The sequence below is a fragment of the Actinomyces viscosus genome, from assembly GCF_900637975.1.
In the GTDB taxonomy this organism is placed as follows: Bacteria; Actinomycetota; Actinomycetes; order Actinomycetales; family Actinomycetaceae; genus Actinomyces; species Actinomyces viscosus.
This window is the reverse complement of the sequence record NZ_LR134477.1, coordinates 857,855-879,407: the sequence shown is the minus strand read 5'-3', so window position 1 is coordinate 879,407 and position 21,553 is coordinate 857,855. Positions and strand designations below refer to the sequence as shown.

General features: G+C 71.4%; 9 protein-coding genes and 1 riboswitch. All 9 genes read right to left on the bottom strand.

Annotation, left to right across the window (positions count from 1 at the left end):
• Positions 1-124: 124 nt before the first annotated feature.
• Positions 125-275, bottom strand: a riboswitch (FMN riboswitch).
• Positions 276-412: 137 nt separating this feature from the next.
• Positions 413-2,440, bottom strand: a complete 2,028-nt coding sequence (locus EL340_RS15285) for a glycerate kinase (RefSeq protein ID WP_232023206.1) — start codon at positions 2,438-2,440, stop codon at positions 413-415.
• A 64-nt stretch (positions 2,441-2,504) separates the two neighbouring features.
• Entirely contained in the window at positions 2,505-3,998 is a 1,494-nt protein-coding gene (gene putP / locus EL340_RS03835) for a sodium/proline symporter PutP (protein WP_126413521.1), read from the bottom strand.
• Between the two features lie 96 nt (positions 3,999-4,094).
• Positions 4,095-4,601, bottom strand: a complete 507-nt coding sequence (acpS, locus tag EL340_RS03830; RefSeq protein ID WP_126413520.1) for a holo-ACP synthase AcpS — start codon at positions 4,599-4,601, stop codon at positions 4,095-4,097.
• Between the two features lie 138 nt (positions 4,602-4,739).
• Positions 4,740-14,216 carry a type I polyketide synthase gene (locus tag EL340_RS03825; RefSeq protein WP_126413519.1) on the bottom strand — a complete coding sequence of 3,159 codons (9,477 nt, stop codon included), beginning with the start codon at positions 14,214-14,216 and terminating at the stop codon, positions 4,740-4,742.
• Positions 14,217-14,331: 115 nt separating this feature from the next.
• Positions 14,332-15,900, bottom strand: coding sequence for an acyl-CoA carboxylase subunit beta (locus EL340_RS03820; protein ID WP_126415301.1), 1,569 nt, complete (start codon positions 15,898-15,900; stop codon positions 14,332-14,334).
• Positions 15,901-15,954: 54 nt separating this feature from the next.
• Positions 15,955-17,802, bottom strand: coding sequence for an ATP-binding protein (locus EL340_RS03815; protein WP_126413518.1), 1,848 nt, complete (start codon positions 17,800-17,802; stop codon positions 15,955-15,957).
• A gap of 381 nt (positions 17,803-18,183) precedes the next feature.
• Positions 18,184-18,864: a ribulose-phosphate 3-epimerase gene (gene rpe, locus EL340_RS03810; protein WP_126413517.1), complete on the bottom strand. Its 681-nt coding sequence runs from the start codon at positions 18,862-18,864 to the stop codon at positions 18,184-18,186.
• Positions 18,865-18,901: 37 nt separating this feature from the next.
• Positions 18,902-20,293 carry an RsmB/NOP family class I SAM-dependent RNA methyltransferase gene (locus EL340_RS03805; RefSeq protein ID WP_126413516.1) on the bottom strand — a complete coding sequence of 464 codons (1,392 nt, stop codon included), beginning with the start codon at positions 20,291-20,293 and terminating at the stop codon, positions 18,902-18,904.
• A gap of 269 nt (positions 20,294-20,562) precedes the next feature.
• Positions 20,563-21,537 (bottom strand): methionyl-tRNA formyltransferase, encoded by a 975-nt coding sequence (fmt, locus tag EL340_RS03800; RefSeq protein WP_126413515.1) that lies wholly within the window; start codon positions 21,535-21,537, stop codon positions 20,563-20,565.
• Positions 21,538-21,553 lie beyond the last annotated feature (16 nt).

The window sequence follows — 21,553 nt, the reverse complement described above, 5'->3', positions numbered from 1 at the left end:
GCCTGCGCGTCGTCGGTCGGCGCACACACGTGCTGGGCGCCCGCTCCTTTCGATACCCGGCGGCCCACGATGGGCCATGGATCAGGGGCATCGTCCTGAGCTGCAGGTCTCCCCGCAGGGCGCCACGCGCATCCTCCCATCCGGACTCTCACCGTCGGTGCCGGAGTTCCACCGGCTCAACCGCTGGTCCCCTGACTGCCTGAGACAGCCGTGGCACGAGCGGGTCGCGGACTGTAACCGCCGGTTCGGACTTTCACCGACCCCGGAGCACGTTGCTGTCGGTAAGCGTACAACGTGGATCCGCCCCACGGCGATACCCGCGACTTCTTAATCTGCGTGGACGCGCTCACTCCACGGTGCAGCACGGATACGTTCCGCCATCCGATCCAGTACGGTCCAAGCCTGGCAGACTCTAGAAAACGATCGTCCGGGGCTGCTGCTCGGGGTCATGGTTGGCGATCAGGTGCTTCACCCGCGGGTCCTTGGCCGCGGCCCGCACCCAGCTCAGGGATCGCTGGGCCAAGGGGGCGTCAACCACGACTGATGGGCGCAGGCCCTGCTCGAAGGAGGGCCGCCCGTAACCGACGTCGCTGCTGAGGATGACGACGTCGCGCGGATCGTCTCCCAGCAGATTGGTCTCCCGGCTCGACGGCTCCGCAGCCGCTTCACCAGAGGTCCCGCCCCGCAGGATCGTGGCGCACAGACCCCAGGCGTGACCGGGAGCGGAGACCATGAGGATGCTACCGTCGCCGAAGACGTCCCAAGCGCGCTGGACCGGCCCGAAACGGGTGTCCCAGCTGAAGGTCTGCAGATCGACCCCGTTCCACTCGTGTGGGAGGTAGCGGGCCCGATCCTTCTCCGCGGCCCGCAGCTCAGTGGCGGAAACCATGATCCTGGGAGCCTGCCGAACCAGGCGCAGCCCGTCGGCGTGATCGCAGTGGAGGTGGCTGAGGAGCACCAGGTCGAGGTCCCGAGGCCGGATCCCCCTGGCCTCGAGCTGCTCGTGGATCGCCTGCCCCTGGGGCAGGCGTGCCTTGTTCACCGCGTACTGGTGGCGCAGGTTGCCCAGCTGTCCCAGGCGGGTGCGGTTGCTGGTGTGCCAGCCGGTGTCGATCAGGACCAGGCCCGACGGCGCCTCGACGAGATAGCAGGAGACCGGCGCCTCGATCAGATGGCGTCGTCCCCGCCCGAGGTGGGTCCATGACAGCGGGCGGTCCGTGGGCCGATGGTAGGGAAGAGTCTCATCGATGACGACCGTTCCCGTGTGCAGAATCTCCAGCTTCATACGGCCAGGGTAAACCCCTCGCGTGGGACCGCAGGGCTGGACTCGCTGCCGCAGGGCATGCGCGACGCCGCGACGCAGAAGATCCGGACCCCGTCTCAGAGACGTCTCCACCGGAACGGAGGGATCGGAGACCTGGATAATGTCCCGGGCTCCCAGATCGGCCAGGCGACGGCGGGCTCGCGCATCCAAACTGACCCGACCGGCGAAGACCATTGAGGGCACACGGCACTCGTGGGCCAGGCGGAGCACGCCGCTGACCGCCTTGCCATTCACAGACTGTCCGTCCAGCGCCCCCTCCCCCGTCAGCAGCAGGTCGGCGCCCTCCAGCCGCTCACGCAGCCCCACGACCCGAGTCAGATGGTCGATACCGGTGGCCAGCCGCGCCCCGAGCACGGCGCCCAGGGCGAAGGCGGTCCCACCGGCCGCCCCGGTACCCGGGCGGGACACCCACCGGCTCAGGCCGAGGATGCCTGCCAGGCGCGCCATCTCGCCGTCGACCCACGCGATGGCGGGCTCGGTCAGTCCCTTCTGAGGTCCGAAGACAGCAGCTGCGCCGTGAGGGCCCGTCAGTGGGTTCGTCACGTCACCGGCCACCGTGATGCTGACGTCCTCGAGACGACGGCGAGCAGGCTCGGCCTCGATACTCACGATGCGGGTGAACGCGGCGGGTACCGGCTCCACCTCGTCTCCCTCAGCATCCAGGCACCGCGCGCCCAGCGCCGTCAGCATCCCCAGGCCCATGTCGTTGGAGGCCGAGCCGCCCAGCCCGATGAGCAGTGAGCGCGAGCCGGCATCGAGCGCGGCGGCCATCACCCGGCCCAGCCCGATCGTTGAGGAGCGCATGACGTCCCGCTCCCCCGGCGCGATGTGCTCCAGCCCCACGCTGGAGGCCAGGTCGACGACGGCACGGTCGCCATCAAGGCCGAACCCGGCCGTTCGAGGCCGGCCCAGTGCGTCGACGGTGTCCACCTCTCGCCACGAGGCGCCCCAGGCGGTGGTGACGGCCTGGGCGAAGCCCTCCCCGCCGTCGGAGACCGGGACCTGGTCCACCGCGCACGAGGGCAGGGCGTCCCGCACGCCGGCGGCCATGGCCCGGGCGGCCCGCGCCGCTGTCATGGACTCCTTGAAGGAGTCGGGGGCGACAACGATCCTCATGCCCGGGTCCTCATACCCATAGCAATACCCATAGCGCCGCTCCAGCCCGACCCGTCTACCCTGGCTACGCGCGCGAGGCGGCGACGGCGGCGTCGAACTCCTGAGAGATCTCCTCCGAGGGCCGACTCGTGCGGGATACGGCCCAGGCCACAATCAGGTTGCCCAGGAAGCCGGGGACGATCTCGTAGAGGTTGAGGATGCCGCCCGGGCCGCCGGAGGCGTTTCCCCAGATCATGACGATGACGGCGCCGGTGATCATTCCGGCGAAGGCCCCCATGGCGCTCAGACGCCTCCAGTACAGGGACAGCAGAACGGTCGGGCCGAAGGAGGCTCCGAAGCCGGCCCAGGCGAAGGCCACGAGATCGAGGATCGTCTTGCTGGGGTTCCAGGCCATGACGGCCGCGACCAGGGCGATCGCGAAGACCGCCATGCGCGAGTAGAGCACCATGCGGTTGCTGCTGATGTCGTTGCCACGGGTGCGGTTCATCGATCCGTACAGGTCCTCGATGAGTGCCGAGGAGGTGACGAGCAGCTGGGAGGAGATCGTCGACATGATCGCAGCGAGGATGGCGGCCAGCATGAACCCGGCGACCAGCGGGTGGAAGAGCAGCTGTCCTAAGGTGATGAAGACGGTCTCCGGGTCGGCCAGCCTGCTCTTGTCGTGCTGGTAGACGGCCACCCCGACGATGGCGGTGCCGGCCGCACCGAGCACGGCGAAGAGCATCCAGCCGATTCCGATGGTGCCCCCGGCCACGGCCTCCTTGGGGCTGCGGATGGCCATGAACCGGACGATGATGTGTGGCTGGCCGAAGTAGCCCAGTCCCCAGGCCAGGGCCGAGATGACGCCGATCAGCGTGGTCGTCGGCCCCCAGACGGCCCAGTAGTGGGGATCGACCTCGGAGACGGCCTTGACCAGGTTGGACAGTCCCCCCAGATGTATGACGCCGGCAATCGGCACCATGACCAGGGCGGCCACCATCATGAGCCCCTGGATGAAGTCGGTGTAGGACACGGCCAGGAACCCGCCGATGAGCGTGTAGACCACGGTGATGGCCGCGACGATGACCATGCCGAGGTGGTAGTCCATCCCGAAGGAGGACTCGAAGAACCTTCCGCCGGCGACCATGCCGGAGGAGACGTAGAAGGTGAAGTAGACCAGGATGATGAGGCCGCTGGACCAGCGCAGCAGCCGACGCTCATCGTGGAGCCGGTTGTCCAGGAAGCTCGGGACCGTGATGGAGTTGTTGGCGACCTCGGTGTAGGCGCGCAGGCGGGGGGCGACCAGCAGCCAGTTCGCCAGGGCCCCGATCGTCAGGCCGACGGCGATCCACCCCTCGACCAGGCCAGTGGCGTACAGGGCGCCCGGTAGTCCCATGAGCAGCCACCCCGACATGTCCGAGGCCCCGGCCGAGAGCGCAGCCACCCAGGGGTTGAGGTCGCGGTCGGCGAGCATGTAGTCGTCGAAGTTGTCCGTCCGCAGGTAGGCCCAGCCTCCGATGGCGAGCATCGCCACGAAGTAGACGATCATCGCGATGGCTTGGTAAGTAGCATCAGTCATTCATATGTCCTCACATCAGTCAGCGGCGAGACATATCGCGGCCGGCTGCGCGCGACAGAATCGAGAACTCCGCCTTTGTCTTGTGCTGGCGTGGTCTTAGCGCGAATGAAGAACGATCGCGATCGCATAGTCGCCGTCATGGCTCAGAGAAACCGGCCAGCACCCTGGGGTCGATACCTCCTGTCCGAGGCTGCGTTCAACAGCGTGGGCAATGGTGCCGCTCAGGCGTAAGGACGGCCGCCCCCATCGATCGGTGACAAGCTCAACCTCGCGCCAGTCGACGTCCTCGCTCAGGATAACCGGGGAAGCGCTGTCTCCGCGACTATTGGCGTATTGCGCGTGTGCCTGGCTCCAGGCCTTGATGAACGCCTCCTTGGCCGCCCATCTCGCAGCCAGGTGCTGCGCCGGGCGTGATCCCTTCTCCTGGGCGCGGCGGCGGGCCTCGCGAAGCTCGCGCGCCGTGAAGGCCTGCTGCGCGAAGACGGTGCCGGGCTGATTGAGCTGAGTCTCGAAGTCCGGAACGTGCACCAGGTCCGCGCCTACCGCCAGAACTGTTGCCTCCGGAGAAGTCTGTGGCATGTCCGGAAAATGCGGCTCAGTCATTCTGGAACCCTCATGAAGTAAAACTTAAGAATCATTTACGTGAATCCTTTTGACGATTCCAGGTGAGCAAAACAGGGCCGGTTCTGCAGACGGTAACCATCGTCTGCAGAACCGGCCCTATCCGCTATCGTGATGAGCTCACTCGCCGGCGTGGTAGACGCCGTCGGCACCCAGACGGGCATCGGGGTCGAGCAGCATGGCGGCCTCGACCTCGTGCGGATCGCGCTGCTTGGACTCCTCGCCCAGGCGACGGCCCTGGACCTGCTCGAACAGCGGGGCCCGACCGATCATGCCGGCGCGGCGACGCCTGGTACCGGCGGCCAGACGGGCGTTGGCCGATGCCAGCCAGGCGTCGACCGCCTCCTGTCCCGCGGCCTGGCGCAGCGCGGCCTCGAAGGCACCGGGGTGGACGATCGCGATGAGACCGGAGACGTGACCGAAGCCCAGCGAGGTCAGCAGGCCCGCGCGCACCGGGCCGGCGCCCGGGACGCGCCCGTCCTCGCCGCCGCGGCCGGACAGGCGGATGGGCCTGCGCGGCCAGACCCAGAAGGCGTCCTTGGCCAACGGCGCGTCGACGACGTCCAGGGACGCGTTACCGGGAGCCACGCCGGAGGCGAGGATCTCGGTGAGACCGGCGACCTGGAAGACCGCGGCACCACCCTTGGCGTGACCCGTGATGGTCTTCTGAGAGACCGCCACCAGCGAGTTGCCCTCGGAGCGGCCCAGAGCCCGCGCCAGACGCGTGTGCAGCTCGGACTCGTTGGGGTCGTTGGCGCCGGTGGAGGTGTCGTGCTTGGAGACCAGCGCGATGTCGTCGGCCTCCACGCCCAGGGCCGCCAGGGCCTTGGCCAGGCGCGAGCTGCGCCCGCCGCGGCCGGCGCCCAGCGCTCCCAGTCCGGGAGCCGGGATCGAGGTGTGGGCGCCGTCGGCGTAGGAGGAGACGAAGCCAACCACACCTGCGACCGGCAGGCCCAGCTGGGCCGCGACCGAACCGCGGGCCAGGATCACGGTGCCGCCGCCCTCGGCCTCGACGAAGCCGCCGCGGCGGCGGTCGTTGGCGCGTGAGAAGTGCCGGTCGGAGATGCCCTTGGCGCGCATGGCTGCGGCCTCAGCGGTGGCGTTCATGTTGCCGAAGCCGACGACCGACTCGATGGAGATGTCGTCGATGGCGCCGGCCACGACGACGTCGGCCTTGCCCAGGGCGATCTTGTCCCAGCCCTCCTCGATGGAGACGGCCGCGGTGGCGCAGGCGCTCACCGGCTGGACCATGGCGCCGTAGCCGCCGATGTAGGACTGCATGACGTGGGCGGCCACGACGTTGGGCAGGGCCTCCTGGAGGATGTCACTGGGACGCTCCTCCCCCAGGAACCGGCCGACGAACATCTTGCGCATCGACTCCATGCCGCCGAACCCGGTGCCCTGCGTGGAGGCCACGTCGGAGGGGTGGACGGCCTTGAGCAGCTCGGCCGGGGTGAAGCCGGCCGACAGGAAGGCGTCCACGGCGGTGACCAGGTTCCACGAGGCGATCGGGTCCATGCCCTGGGTCATCGAGGCGGGGATCCCCCAGCGCTCCGGGTCGAAGTCGCGCGGGAACTGGCCGCCGACCGTGCGCGACAGCGCGGCGCGACGCGGCACCCGGGCCAGCGAGCCGGCCAGGCGGGTGACGGTCCACTCACCGGTCTCGGCGTCGGGCACCACGAGCGTGTGCTCCGGGTCGGAGGCCTCGATGGTGCGGGCCGTGGCCTCGTCGGGAACCGACAGGGTGATGTCGCGGTCGAGGTAGACGGTGACCTCCTCGTCGGCGACGGGGGCGATGACTCCGTCGTCGACGAACTCGCGGATACCGCAGCGGGCCACGACCTCGTCCCGGTAGCGGTCCAGGATGTCGGACTCCTCGACCATCTCGCCGTCAGTGTCGTACCAGCCGGCCTTGGGGCTGTCCTGCCAGGTGAGCAGGCCCATGCCCCAGGCGAGCTCGAGCACGCCGGCGGCGGTCAGGTCGACGTCCTCCCCGCCGCTCATGCCCAGCTCGGCCTCGCGGCGCGTGCGTCCCGAGCCCCAGGTGGAGACCTCTCCGGTGGAGATGATGACGACGAGGTCGTCGAGGTCTGCGCTCACCTCGCCCCACTCGGGGGCGGTGGGCTGGGTCGGGACGACCGGGGTGGGCAGGGCCTTGATGACGGCCAGGGCCTCTGCCTCCTCGGTGGGCGCGGCGGCCTGGGCTGCCGCGTTCTCACGCAGGGCCACGAGGTCGATGTCGTCGCCCAGGCCGCCGGTGAGGTCGGCGTCCACGGGAGCCTGAGCCGCCCGGGTGCGCACCTCGGTGGTGCACAGCTCGGTCAGCTCGGAGGCGATCTCCTCGGTGGTCCAGGTGCGGACCCCGGCGGCCTCGACCGCGGCGACCAGCGGGTCGTTTCCGCCCATGAGGCCGGTGCCCCTGACCCAGCCGATGCGCGGGTGGGCCAGTGTCACGCGCTGGGCCCAGGCCCGCTCGGACGACCAGCGGTTGGCGATCGCGTCCAAGGCGGACTTGACCTCGCCGTAGGCCCCGTCGCCGCCGAAGGTTCCCCGGTTCGGGGACCCGGGCAGGACCACGTGGAGCCGGTGGTCGACGTGCGTGTCGGTGCCGATCGCGCTCAGGGCCGCGATGGTGCGCTCCACCGACCACAGCAGCAGACGGGTCTGAGACTCCGCGGCGGGGCCGGCGTCGGCCAGCGTGCCCGAGACGCGCGGCGCGGCGAAGGGGAACAGGAGGGTGGGAACCAGGGCCTCCTTGACGACCTTGGTGGAGCCACCGGAGGTGACCACCTGGTCGTTGCCGATCCACTCCGCCAGCGCGTCGACGTCGCGGTAGGAGGACAGGTTCGCGGGAACCATCCACAGCTTGGCGCCGGCAGCGGCGTGCTCTCGGTAGAGGGTGGTGGCGAACTCGAGGCGCTCATGGGTCAGGCGCGAGCTGGTGGCCACCACGGTGGCGCCGCCGGCCAGGAGGTCCCCGACGACGGCCGCCGCGATCGAGCCGGGGGCCACGCCGGTGACGACGGCGACGTCCTCGGACCAGCGGACCGTGGGGTCACCGGCCCGGGGGGCCTTCGGTGCGGCCTGGGCGATCTCGGTCAGGATGGCGGCGCGCTCGGCGGCGTCGGCCAGCTGGGAGCCCTTGACCTGCCCCGCCCACCAGGTGGCGTGGTCGGCCACCGCCTGCCCCAGGCCCACGAAGCGCTCGGGGGCCAGGAGGTGGCGGGAGGTGTCCAGATCGGTCTCTCCGGAACCGAGGCGGGCCACGTCCTCGCGGGCGGTGGCCCAGCGGTCGTCGATGAGGACGGCGCGCTCGGGGGTGAAGGCCGGGGTGACGGACTTGACCCAACCGGCGCCGAGCTCGGCGTCCAGGGCTGCCAGGGCGGCCCTGGTGCGGGCGGCCTCGTCGTCGGCATCGGCCGGGACGGTGGCCTTCTCGGCCAGGCCAAGGGCGTCCAGCAGGGTGCGGGCCGTGGTGGCCAGGACTCCCTCATCACCGGTGACGTTCTGGGCGAAGGCGTCCAGGGCCGCCGAGTCGACGACCGCGCCGCCCGCACCGCCGGCGCTCGGCTTGGACACGGCCACGCCGTGGTCGGCGGCGACCGCCTGGACGGCGGCGTCGATGAGAGTGTCGACGGCTCCGGCACTGGTCAGCGGGGCAGAGGAGCCCAGGGAGGCCAGGTCCTCGCCGCGCATCGAGGTGCCCTCACGAGTGCCCAGGAACAGGGCGGCGGTCACGTGGGAGACCCAGCCCTGGCCCAGACCCCAGGTGCCCGTGACACGATCGGCGATCCGGGAGGCGCGCACGCCGGAGGGGCCCAGGAGACGGCCCAGGCCCACGCGGATGGCCTCGGTGAGGACCGGGCCGAAGGCCTTGTAGCCGGGGGCGCCCTTGGCGACCGTGGCGGCCAGAGCCGTCATGTCGGCGTCGGCGGCACCGTCGATGGAGGCGAGCTCGAGCTCGGTGCCCAGGTCCATGAGGAGCTGGTTGCGGCGCGAGGAGACCCCGTTGGTGAGCGTCTCGGTGGTGTCGGTGGCACCGATCTGCTCGGGACGGATCCGCGAGGCGTGGGCCAGCAGCACCGTCAGGGCATCGGTCGCGCCGAAGGGCAGGTCGTCCACCGGGCCGCCTGCGGCCGGAGCCGCCGGAGCGGGTGCGGCCTCGGCCGCAGGAGCCGGAGCCTGCTCTGCCGCAGCAGCCTCAGCGGGTGCACTGGTCTCTGCGGCGGGTTCCTCGGTGGCCGGTGCGTCGAACTCCGGCTCGGTGAGCTCCACGGCCGGGTCGGTGTCGGTGGCCAGGACCCGGGCCTCGTCGCGGCGCGCGTTGTGCACGGTGACGTGGCGCCCGGCGTGCTGGGGCAGACGCAGGGTGTTGGTGGCCAGGTTCGCCAGCGTGGGCGAGCCCGCCAGGCCGACCTCGACGATGTGCTCGATGCCCAGGCCGCCCTCGCTCGGGGAGGACAGCAGGACCTCCTGGGTCTCGATCCAGCGCACCGGGGAGGCGAACTGCCAGGCCAGGAGCTCGACGAGCAGGACCCGGGCCAGCTCGGTGGGACGCTTCACCCAGGAGTCCCAGTCGGCCAGGATCTCCTCGATCGGCTCGGAGGGCACGACCTCGAGGATCGAGCGGGCGAAGTCCTGGGTCAGCGCGAAGGGACGGGCCACGAGGTTGGGCACGTAGTGGCCCACCAGGCGCTCGACGTCCAGGTCCTCGGGAACGAGCTCGAGCAGACGCCCGCGGAACTCCGGGACTCCGGGGCGCAGCACCTCGGAGTGGAAGGGCACGTCGATGCCGGGCACGAACATGAAGGGGTTCTTGCCGCCGCGGGCCTTGGCCTTGGCGCGGGCGTCCGCGGCCAGGGCGTCCAGGCCCTTGATCGTGCCGGCCACGGCGTACTGGACGCCGGCCAGGTTGTGGTTGACGATCTGGAGGAACTCACCGGTCTCCTGGGAGATCGACTTCACGTAGGCCTCGACCTCGTCGGCCTTGATCCCGGCCTGGTTGGGACGCAGGGCGCCCATGCGGTAGTTCGAGGCGCCGTCGGCGTCGCGGGGCACCAGCGAGTGCATGGTGGAGCCGCGCTGGAAGACGATCGAGATCGTCGTCTCCACCGGCATGACGCGCCCGTAGGCGCTCAGGGCCGTGTACTCGCCCAGGGAGTGGCCGGCGAAGGCGGCGTTCTCCACCAGGGCACCGGCCTCGGCCAGACGCGCGGTGGTCGCCATGGCGACGGTGGCCAGAGCCACCTGGGTGAACTGAGTGAGGTTGAGCAGACCCTCGGGGTGGCGGTAGGTGACACCGCGAGCGGTCATCTCGGTGGGGTTGTCGCGCACCAGGTTGATGACGGAGAAGCCCAGCTCGGCGCGGGTGTGGGCGTCGGCGCGCTCCCAGACCTCGCGGGCGGCCCTGGAGGAGTTCATCTCGTCCAGACCCATGCCGGGGGCCTGAATGCCCTGACCAGGGTAGATGTAGGCGGTGGGCTCGGGCGTCGTCACGGCGGTGCCGCGCGAGACGACCTCGCCGTTGATGCGGCAGACGACCTCCAGGACGTAGCCGCCTCCGACCACCAGGCCGGTGCGCTCCACGGTGATCTCGACGTCGTCGCCCAGCTCCACCGGACCGGTCATGACGTAGGTCCAGCCCGCCAGGACGTGGCGCGAGCCGTCAGCGGCGGTGGAGGCCGCCACCTGCTGGGCGGTGGCCGACAGCCACATGCCGTGGACGAGCGGGGCGTCCATGCCGGCCACGTGAGCGGCGTTGTAGGAGGTGTGGATCGGGTTGAAGTCACCGGTGACCCGGGCGAAGGCCGTCATGTCCGCGGGTGCGGTGACGGTGGTGCGGCGCAGGATGCGACGGGCGGCCGGAGCGGTCTCGCGTCCGGTGCCGCCGGCCAGCTCGGGCGCGCTGGGCACGGCGTTGCCGGAGGCACGGCCACGGATCGCGAAGCGCTCGCGCATGAGCGCCACGATGGTGCCGTCGCTGGCGTCGGTCAGCTCCAGGCGCACGTCGACGACGCGACCGGCGCTGGACTCCTCCAGGGCCGCCACCCAGCCGGTGACGTTGATCGTGGGGCTGGTGGTGGCCGCGGCCGCCTGGAGCTGGTGGAGGGTGAGGTGCAGGTCGATGGTGTGGTCGAGGTGCACCGCACCGAGCAGGCCCTCGATGAGCGGCATGCCGTCCTCGACGACGCTGCCCAGGGCCGCGTAGACCACCGGCCAGCAGGGGCCGAGCAGGGCGTCGGGGACGAAGGGGGCGGCCGAGAGGTCCACCGGCAGCGCGTCGGCCGTCACCGAGGCGTGGTCGTGACCCAGGGTGCTCGCCAGCGTGAAGGAGCCGTGGATGGTGCCGAAGGGCTGGGTGGCGGGGCGCCCCAGGGCGTCCGTGGCGCCGGACTGCGCGGGGCGGACCTCGGGCAGGTGGTCGACGTCGTCTCCGGTGATGGACACGGCGCCCACACCGGCGGTGGCGCGCAGCAGGTCGTTCATGGTCTCGCTGATGCGCTCGGGGTCGACCAGCGGGGCGGCGCCGTCCCAGGCGCGGGCCAGACGCAGCGGCACCACGAGGCGGCGCACGGCGTGGATCCCCTCTCCGCCGGGAGTGCCGTCCCAGTGGGTGTCGAGGCGGATGTCGAGGTCGTAGGCGTCCTCGGCGACGTCCGGGCGCGCGACGACGTTGTAGGCGTCGTCGCTCAGAACGGTGGCGGGGTTGACCGTCAGGTGGCCGTTCCACAGGACGTGGGGGGCGACCTGGACGAACTCCTTGGCGTCAGCCACCGGGGAGGCCAGGGCGCCGTCGGCCAGGGCGGGATCGGCGCCCAGGCGGCCGGCGGCCTCCTGCTTACCGGTGCCGGCCTCCTGGAGGGCCTCGACGGCGGCGGTCTCGAACCGGCCCAGCAGCTCACCGACCGGCTCGTTGATGGTCGTGATGCCGGCGACGGCCACGGGACCGGGGATGATGCGCACCTGGTCGGCGGTGTAGCGCGGGTCCTGGGACTGCCACAGGGAGTCGGTGCCCCACCAGCGCAGGATGTCGGCGTCAACGACGGGCACGAAGGGCACGGGCTTGGGGTGCTTGCGGCACAGGTCGACGAACCATGCGGCGTCGACGGGTTCCACGAGGGTGGAGGCGGCCGACGGGTAGTGCTCGGCCAGGGCGGCCAGGGCGGCGTCTGAGTCGATGACGGCGTCGTAGTCGGCGAAGAGCGTGGGGATCTCGCCGTGGTCGGCCTGGCTCAGGCGGGCCTCGATGCGGTGCAGCAGGTCGAGGAAGCGGTCGTACCAGCCCTCGTCGGCCCAGTCCGCCCGGGTGGCGGCGCGCCCCTCGTGCGGGGCGACGCACAGCTCGGCGTAGCGGGTGGCCCACTGAAGGTAGGTCATCTCCTCGACGTCGCCGAAGTAGGGCTTGGCGGTCCTGGCCAGGGCGTCGATCATCTCCTGGCGGCGGGCGGACATGGCGGCCTCGTCACCGGCGAGCTCCTGGATGAGGCGCGAGGCCCGGGCCGAGGAGTTGTCGATCTCGTAGAGGTCGGCGCGCAGGTGGGACAGGCCCGAGGTCATGCCGCCGATGGACTCCCCGGAGGCGACCCAGCCGCCCTCGACGCCGGAGTCCTCGGGGATCCCGGGGGTGTCGACGAGCAGCTGCTTGACGTCGTCGTTGGTCTTGGCCTCCAGGCAGGTCATGGCGGCGGTGCCGATCATGACACCGTCGACGGGGGCCGCGGCCGTGCCGTAGGCCTCGGCCCAGCGACCGGTGAGGTAGTCGGCGGCGCGGGTGGGTGTACCGATACCGCCTCCGACGACGAGCACGACGTTGTTCACGGCGCGGATGGCGTCGTAGGTGGCCAGGAGCATGGTGTCCAGGTCCTCCCACGAGTGGTGGCCGCCGGCGTGCCCGTCCTCGATCTGGATGATGACGGGGCTGTCGGGCACGGCGCGCGCGATGGCCAGCACCTGGCGGATCTGGTCCACGGTGCCGGGCTTGAAGGCGATGTAGGGGAAGCCCTCGGCGTGGAGGCGCTCGAGCAGGGCGGTGGCCTCGTCGAGCTCGGGGAAGCCCGCGGAGATGGTGATGCCGTCGATGGGGGCGCCGCCGGCGCGGGCCTTGGACAGCAGACGCTGGGTGCCCAGGTGCAGGTTCCACAGGTAGCGGTCCATGAACATGGCGTTGAAGGCCGCGGTGCGGCCGGGCTCGAGAGCCTCCTCCAGGCCCTCGAGGTTCTCCGTCAGGACGGCGGGGGTGGTCTGCCCGCCGCCGGCGAGCTCGGCCCAGTAGCCGGCGTTGGCGGCGGCGGCCACGATGGCGGGGTCCACGGTGGTGGGGGTCATTCCGGCCAGGAGGACGGCGCTGCGGCCGGTCAGTCGGGTGAAGGCCGTGTCGAGGGTGAGGCGTCCGTCGGGCAGGCGGGTGATGCGCGGCGCGAAGCGGGAGCGGTCGACGCTGGGCCGGGGGGCGGCGCCGGCGCGGTCGAGGTCGTCGATGGCCTTGGCGGTCCCCGCGGGTACGACGGTCGTGCCGGTGCCGGCCACGATCCCCTCGGTGAGACGGACCAGGACATTGCCCGGCCCCAGGTCCAGGACATTGCCCGGCCCCAGGTCCAGGACGGTGCGCACGGGGTCGGCCGAGCCGGTCCCCAGGGCGCCCGTGACCAGGCCGGGCCAGTCGACGGGGTCGATGAGCACGGCGGTGGCCAGGTCCCGGGCGAGCCTCTCGTCCAGGCCGCAGGCGGCAGCCCAGGCGGCGACGTCGTCGACGGCCCCGGCCAGCAGCGGGGTGTGGAAGGGCACCGAGGTGGTGAGGAACTCGGTGACGGGGGCCAGGACGGCGCCCCCGCGGCGGCGGTCCTTGCGAGCCTTGGCGCTACGGGCGGCGGCTGCCTCCAGCGCGGTGACGACGCGCTCGAGGTCGGCGGGGCGCCCGGAGAGGATGTGGGCCTGGAGCCCGTTGGTGACGCCCACGGAGATCCGCTCGGAGCCGGGCACCCGGGCCAGGACGGCGTCGAGCACCGAGCGGGTCACGCCGCGCACCGAGAGCATGGGGGTGGACTCCCCCACCGTGCCCAGGTCGAGGCGGCGGGTGGTCCGGGTGGCGGCGGCGCCGATGAGGCGGGCGATGGCGTGGACCTGGATGACGCTCTCGCGGTCCCCGGCTCGCACAGCCTTGAGGAGGCTGACGCCCAGAACGCCCTGGGAGTGGCCGATGGCGCCCACCGGGGCGTGGGAGGTGGGGTCGATGCCGGCTGCCGGCAGCGAGGCCAGGGCGGCGTGCTGGGCCATGAGGATGCCGGGGACGGACACGTCGGCGCCGTCGGCGGTGGTGCGGTGCTGGGGCACGACCGGAGCGGCCTCGTCGTCCAGGAGTCGTGAGCCGCGCGGCGTCACGGTGAGCAGGTCGGTGGCCACGGGGGCCAGGCGCTCGGACACGGCCCGGTCGACCGCCACGACGTCATCGGCCAGGGCCTGGTCCAGGGAGACCAGGTCGGCGAGCGTCTGGCGCCAGGGGGTCGCCTGGCCTCCGAAGGTGATGATGTAGGGCTCGCCTCCACTCAGGCGCTCAGCGATGGTGGTCGCGGGGCTGGGGGCTTGCGAGGTCGTGTGCACGGTAGTGGTGTCCTTCGGTGTTGCGACGGCGTGGTCGGAGATCTCGGAACGGTGACCAGAACCGGGATCGGATGAAGACGGAGAGACTGACTGCGAACGGGACTCAGGGCGGGATCTAGAGGGGGATGTTGTCATGCTTCTTGGGCGAGTCGGGGCGGGCGTCGTTCTTGGCGCGCAGCGCGGCCAGGGAGTCGACGATGACGCTGCGGGTGTCCTCGGGGGCGATGACGGCGTCGATCTCCCCGATGGCCACGGCCTTGTCCGGATTGATGACGGCGTCGGTGTACTCGGACACGAGCCGCTCGTGCTCGGCGGTGGCGGCCTCCTCGCCCTGCTCATCACGGACCTTGGCCAGGTCGCGGCGGTGGATGATGCCGACGGCGCCGGCGGCGCCCAGGACGGCGATCTCGGCGCCCGGCCAGCAGAAGTTGAGGTCGGCGCCGATGGCCTTGGAGCCCATGACGATGTACGCGCCGCCGTAGGCCTTGCGCAGGACGATCGTCACCAGGGGCACGGTGGCGGTGGCGTAGGCGTTGATGACCTTGGCGCCGCGGCGGATGATGCCGGCGTGCTCCTGCTCGGCGCCGGGGCGGTATCCGGGGACGTCGACGAAGGTGACCACCGGCAGCCCGAAGGCGTCGCAGAAGCGCACGAACCGGGCCAGCTTCTCGGAGGCGTCGACATCCAGGGTGCCGGCGTCCACCAGCGGCTGGTTGGCGACGATCCCCACCGGGTGGCCCTCGAAGCAGGCGAAGCCGACCACGACGTTGGCGGCGAACTCCTCCTGGACCTGGACGAGCTCACCGTGGTCGACGACGGCCGAGACCACCTCGACGACGTCGTAGGCCTGACGGGTGGAGGCCGGGACGATCTCCCCGACGCTGCGGGCCGCCTCGGCATCGGCCTGGGCGTCGGAGTCGTCGTAGGCGTACAGGGGGGCGTCGACCTCGGCGGACGAGGGCAGGTAGGCCAGGAAGCTGCGGACCTGTCCCAGCGCGTCCTCCTCGTCCTCGGCCACGTAGTGGACGACGCCGGAGACCGAGCCGTGGATCTTCGCGCCACCGAGGTCCTCGGCACTGATCTGCTCACCGGTGACGGCGCGTACGACGTCGGGGCCGGTGACGAACATGTGGGAGGCCTGACGGGTGGCGATGACGAAGTCGGTCAGGGCCGGGCTGTAGACGGCGCCGCCGGCGCAGGGGCCGAGGATGACGCTGATCTGCGGGACCAGGCCGGAGGCGGCGCAGGTGCGGTTGAAGATGCGCCCGTACTGGCGCAGGGCGCCCACGCCCTCCTGGATCTTGGCGCCGCCGGAGTCGATGAGCCCGATGACGGGGATGCGCAGCCGCAGGGCGTCGTCCAGGAGGCGGACGATCTTGTCCCCCTCGATGGTGCCCAGGGCGCCGCCGGAGACGGAGAAGTCCTGGGAGTAGACGGCCACCTGGCGTCCGTCGATCTGCCCGAACCCGGTGACGACGCCGGAGGGACGGGCCTTCTCCCCCGCGCCGGAGCCGGTGTAGCGGCCGATCTCCAGGAAGGTGGAGTCGTCGAGCAGGTCGTTGATGCGCTCTCGGGCGGTGCGCTTGCCCTTGGCGTGCTGGCGGGTGGCGGCGCGCTCCTCGGCCTCTCGGTCGACGCGGGCGATGCGCTGGCGGAACGCCGTGGTGGAGGGCGAGTCCGCCATCGTGGTTCCCTGTGCCGGCGTGCTGGATCCGGGGCTGGAGTCGATGCTCACGGTTCAGGCCTCCTCGGAGCTGTTCTCGGGGGTGTGCATGCGCACCAGGACGTCCCCGGCGGAGACGGTGCGCCCGGCGCTGACGGGGATCTCCGAGATGGTTCCGTCATTCAGAGCGTGGACGTAGTTCTCCATCTTCATCGACTCCAGGACCACCAGCAGGTCGCCCTGGCAGACCCGCTGGCCGGGCTCGACGCAGATGCGGGTGACGATGGCCTGCATCGGAGCGGCGATGACGCCGGGCTCCGAGCCGGCGGCCTCGGTCTCGCCGGAGGCGCTGCCGCGGGCCGAGCGCGTGGCCCCGCCGGAGCGGCCGCGCAGGGGCTGGGCCCGGTTGCTGCGCGGGCTGAAGCCGCGTGCCGGGTTGGAGGGGGCGAGGATCCCGTCGGGCAGGGTCAGCTGCATCCGTCGACCGTTGAGCTCGATGATGTAGCTGGAGCGGGTGCGCGGGTTGGTCACCGCCTCCGGTGCGGCCGGGGAGCCCTCCGTGCTTGACGGTGCGGCGTCGTCAGCGAGGTCCGGCAGCACCTCGTTCTCGATCCACCGCGTGGTCACCGTCAGCCTCCCGGACTCGTCGGGCGTGGTGAAGACGGGGCGTCCCAGGACCTCTGCGTGCAGAGGGGTGCACACGGTGACGCCCTCCACCACCGTCTCACGCAGGGCGCGCCGGGCGCGAGCGATGGCCTGCTCCCGAGTGGCCCCGGTGACGACGATCTTGGCGAGCATCGGATCGAACATGGGGGTGACGACGTCGCCCTCGGTGACGCCGGACTCGATGCGGATGCCGGGACCGGCAGGCCAGCGCAGGCGAGTGATGGTGCCGGTGGAGGGGGCCAGGCCACGGGCCGGGTCCTCGCAGGTGATGCGCAGCTCGAGGCTGTGACCGCGGGGGGCGTTGAGCTCACCGAGGCGGCCGCCCTCGGCGATGCGCAGCTGAACCTCGACCAGGTCGGTGCCGGTGACCTCCTCGGAGACGCAGTGCTCCACCTGGAGGCGGGGGTTGACCTCGAGGAACCACAGGTCGCCCTCGGGGGTCAGGAGGAACTCGCAGGTGGCCACGCCGACGTAGTCGACCGTCTCCAGGAGACGGCGGGAGGCCTCGACGAGACGGTCGTGAACGCCCTCGGGCAGGAAGGGGGCTGGAGCCTCCTCGAGGAGCTTCTGGTTGCGGCGCTGCAGGGAGCAGTCACGGGTGGAGACGACGGCGAAGCCTCCGTGGGAGTCCCGGGCGCACTGGGTCTCGATGTGGCGGGCGGCGGTGACGAAGCGCTCCAGGATGAGTGTGCCCCCGCCCAGTGCAGCGGACTCGAAGGCCGGGGTGGACCGGACCTCGTCGTCGTTGTGCAGGACGGTGATGCCGCGCCCGCCACCGCCGTCGGTGCGCTTGAGGGCGACCGGGTAGCCGTGGGCAGCGGCGAAACGGATGACGGTGTCGGCGTCGGTGACCGAGCTGGTGATGCCGGGCACCGGGGCGACCTCGGCCCGTTCGGCGGTGGCGCGGGCGCTCATCTTGTCCCCAAGGGCGTCCATGGCCTCGGGCGAGGGGCCGACCCAGGTGATGCCGGCCGCGATGATCGAGCGGGCGAAGTCGGCGTCCTCGGACAGGAAGCCGTAGCCGGGGTGAACGGCGTCGGCGCCGGTGGTGCGGGCCAGCTCGAGAACCGCTGCCGCGTCGGTGTAGGACGAGCCCTCGGGCAGCGCGTAGGCCTCGTCGGCGAGCTCGGCCGCTGGGCTCATGAGGTCCTCGGGAGTGTACGGGAGGATCGATGTCGCCCCGAGATCACGGGCGGTTCGCACGATACGCAGTGCGATCTCACCGCGGTTGGCGATGAGGATGCGGGAGAGGGTCACCAAGAGTCTCCTTGCCTGGACGGTGCCGGGGTGGCGGCGAGGCCCTCCTTGGGCCTGGGACGGTGCGGATCCGTGCCTTCCCTACAAGTGCAGGCTGACAGATCCGCTGGACGATGACGTTACGTGGTCAGGGCACCACAATCCATTTGTGGAAACCTCACAAAGACCGAGAGTTGCGTTGGTGTAACAACCGAGACACCAGTAATGGTGCGGCATAACGGGGGCCTTGCAAAGGTGCCTCTCACGCCACGAAGGCCTTTGAGGTTTCCCACAAGGTTTGCGAGCGAGGCGGCTCAACATCCCTCCAGTCACACCTGTCTCATGAGTACCTCCTTTCCTGGAGCGCGAGCTGTGGTCACCACGAGCACCTGACCGCGGCTGTCAATGGCCGTGATCATGCCGGTGGGAGGATGCCGCATCGCGCAGCTCGCAGATGGCGGCCAGGGCGTCGTCGGCCCGGTAGACGGCCGACCCGGCGACGAAGACGTCGGCCCCGGCCTCGGCCGCGCGCTCGATCGTCTGCGAGGTGATGCCGCCGTCCACCTGGATGCGCAGGTCGAGTCCCCTGGCCCCCACGAGCTCACGGGCTCGGCGGATCTTGGGCAGCATCGACTCGATGAAGGACTGGCCCCCGAAGCCCGGTTCCACGGTCATGAGCAGGAGGAGGTCGAACTCCCCCAGCACGTCGGCGACGGCCTCGAGCGGCGTGGCGGGCCTCAGGGCGATTCCCGCACCGGCGCCGAGTCGGTGGAGCTCGTGTGCCAGCCGCACCGGGGCCGTCGTGGCCTCGGCATGAGGAGTGACGATCTGGCAGCCGGCCTCGGCGTAGGCCGGGGCCCAGCGGTCGGCATCGCAGATCATGAGGTGGGCGTCCACGGGCAGCGAGGTGTGAGCGAGCACCGCCTCGACCACGGGTAGCCCCCAGGACAGGTTGGGCACGAAGTGGTTGTCCATGACGTCGACATGGATCCCGTCGGCTCCGTCATCGCCGGCGACCCGGTCGAGCTCGTCGGCCAGGTGCGCGATGTCGCAGTTGAGGATCGAGGGGTGGATGGCCGTCATCGGGGTGCTCCTCATGATGTGCTGGGGTCGTCGGGTGTCAGCTGGTACGGCGCAGCAGGGCGCAGAACATGGCATCGGTACCGTCGAGGTGGGGCCAGAGCTGAAGCATCTCGCGGTCACCGCCGGCCGGCGGCTGAGGCGCCAGCCGGGTGGCGACGTCCCCGGCGTGCAGGATCTCGGTGCTCAGTCCCTCGCGCTCCAGGAGCCGGGTGACGTCACGCACCACGAGGGTGGTCTCCAGCGCATGCGGTGAGCAGGTCACGTAGGTCACCACTCCCCCGCGTCGCACGGCGCGCAGCGCGCTGGCCAGCAGCTCGCGCTGGAGCTCGGCCAGGACGGTGACGTCGCCCGGCTGCCGACGCCATCTGGCCTCCGGACGACGGCGCAGCGAACCGAGTCCCGTGCAGGGCGCGTCGACCAGGACCCGGTCGTAGGACCCCGGCTCATCGCGGCCGAGATCCCGCCCGTCCCCGCAGCGCACCCGGGCAACCTCTCGCGGCACCGCACGCAGGGCGGAGCGCACCAGCTCCGCCCGGTGAGCACTGACCTCGTTGGCGAGCAGGTGAGCGCCCTTCTGGGCTGCCCTGGCAGCCAGTAGAGCAGCCTTGCCGCCAGGGCCGGCGCACAGGTCGAGCCAGCGCTCGTCGCGACCCTCGAGGGGGGCCTCCGCGGCGATGAGGGCCACGAGCTGGCTGCCCTCGTCCTCGACCCCGGCCCGGGAGTCTCGGATCGCCTCGATCCTGCCGGGGTCCCCTCCGACCAGGACGACGCCGAGGGGACTGACCCGCCCCAGGCGGGGCTCGGCGTCGTGGACCCTGTCGGCCTTGCGGGCCGCCTTGGCCAGGGCCTCAGGGGAGATGAGGCCGGGCCGGGCACACAGGGCCACCTCGGGGTCGGTGTTGTCGGCGACCAGGAGCGCCTCCAGCTCCTCGGCGCTGCGCCCGTGGGTGACCAGGGCCTGACGCAGCGCCTTGACGATCCACTCCGGATGGGACTGGGTGCGAGCCAGGGCCACCGTCTCATTGGGCGCATCCTGTTCCAGGAGCGCCAGCCAGGCCTCCGGGTCCTGGCCGCTGAGGCGGCGCATGACGGCGTTGACGAAGGTGGCGGCGCCGCGCCCGCAGGAGTCGGTCGCCAGGTCCACGGTGGTGCTCACGGCGGCGTGCTGGGCCACCCTCATGCCCATGAGCTGGTGGGCCCCCAGCCGCAGGACGTCGAGCACCACCGGATCGATCTCCTCCAGGGGCCGGTCCGTGCAGGTGGCGATGATGGCGTCGTAGCGCCCCTGCAGGCGCAGGGCCCCATAGGTCAGGGCGGTGGCGAAACCGGCGTCGCGTCGGTCCAGGTCGGCGGAGTCCAGAAGCTCGGGCAGGAGCAGGTTGGCGAAGGCGTCGTCGCGGCGCACACGAGTAAGCACCTCCAGCGCCACCCGGCGCGCCGGGTCCGATCGCCGCCGAGGCGAGCGCGTACGCGCGCCTCCTGCGGCGCCATCCGGCTTGCGGGAGCGCCGCCCCCGGTCATCCCGGTGCCCCGGGCCTCCCCGGCTACTCCGGTCACTACGCTTGTCACTGTACCTGTCACCGTGCCTGTCACTGCGTTTGCCGTGCTCAGGGTGATTGCCGTGCCGTCGCCCGGCCCGCTCGCTGCGATGATCACCGTGACGACCCGGCGAGCCCCGGCGCGCTGGCCTCTCCCCCATCAGCTGACCCCCTCGCCGTCGTCGTTCGTGGGAGCCGGAGCCCCCAGGACGGTGCCCACCTGTGGGCGGGCTCCGCGGGCCCAGGCGTCAGCCGGCATCCAGCTGCGCCCGGCGGGCGCGACCTGCCCCAGGCGGACGGCGCAGCCACCGGTTCCCACGAGGACCTCGCGCTTGGTGGCGCGCACCTGGCCGGGCAGGAGATCGGTGACCTCCGGTACCGGGGTGACCGGCCCCAGGCGGAACCTGGCACCGAGGTAGGTGGTGTGAGCGCCCGGAGCCGGGCTCACGCCCCGGATCCGGCGGTCGATGGTCAGTGCGGGATCATCCCAGCGGACCTCGCCGTCGGCCGTGGAGAGCATCGGCGCCAGGGTGGCCAGCGTGTCGTCCTGCGGCTCGGGGCGCGCCTCGCCCGCCTCAACCGAGTGCAGGACGTCGAGAACCAGTGGCGCTCCGGCCCGGGCGAGTCGCTCCAGGAGGTCGCCGCTGGTGTCCCTGGTGCCGATCGCCTCGGTGACGCGGCCATAGACGGGGCCGGTGTCGAGCCCCTCCTCAAGACGGAACACGCAGGCGCCGGTGACCTCCTCGCCGGCAATGATCGCCCGTTGGACCGGGGCGGCTCCACGCCAGGCCGGCAGCAGGGAGAAGTGGAGGTTCAGCCACCCGTGCCCCGGCGCATCCAGCAGATCGGCCGGCACCAGGCGCCCGTAGGCGACCACGACGGCGACGTCGGCCTCAAGGCCGCGCACCCAGGCACGTACGTCGTCAGCCGCCTCGCCCTTGAGCGTGGCCGGAGTGCGCACGTCGAGTCCGGCCTCGCGGGCCACAGCGGCCACCGGTGAGGGATGCAGCGTGCGGCCGCGGCCCTTGCGGGCGTCCGCACGGGTGAGGACCCCGACGACGTCGTGCTCACTGGCGATGAGGGCCTCCAAGGTGGGCAGCGCCACCTCGGGTGTTCCGGCGAAAAGCACACGCATAAGGCCGAGTCTACGG

Bases quoted from the DNA above. Each gene is read 5' to 3' on its own strand.
- EL340_RS15285 (WP_232023206.1), bottom strand. From the start codon at position 2,440: ATGAGGATCGTTGTCGCCCCCGACTCCTTCAAGGAGTCCATGACAGCG.
- putP (WP_126413521.1), bottom strand. From the start codon at position 3,998: ATGACTGATGCTACTTACCAAGCCATCGCGATGATCGTCTACTTCGTG.
- acpS (WP_126413520.1), bottom strand. From the start codon at position 4,601: ATGACTGAGCCGCATTTTCCGGACATGCCACAGACTTCTCCGGAGGCA.
- EL340_RS03820 (WP_126415301.1), bottom strand. From the start codon at position 15,900: ATGGCGGACTCGCCCTCCACCACGGCGTTCCGCCAGCGCATCGCCCGC.
- rpe (WP_126413517.1), bottom strand. From the start codon at position 18,864: ATGACGGCCATCCACCCCTCGATCCTCAACTGCGACATCGCGCACCTG.
- fmt (WP_126413515.1), bottom strand. From the start codon at position 21,537: ATGCGTGTGCTTTTCGCCGGAACACCCGAGGTGGCGCTGCCCACCTTG.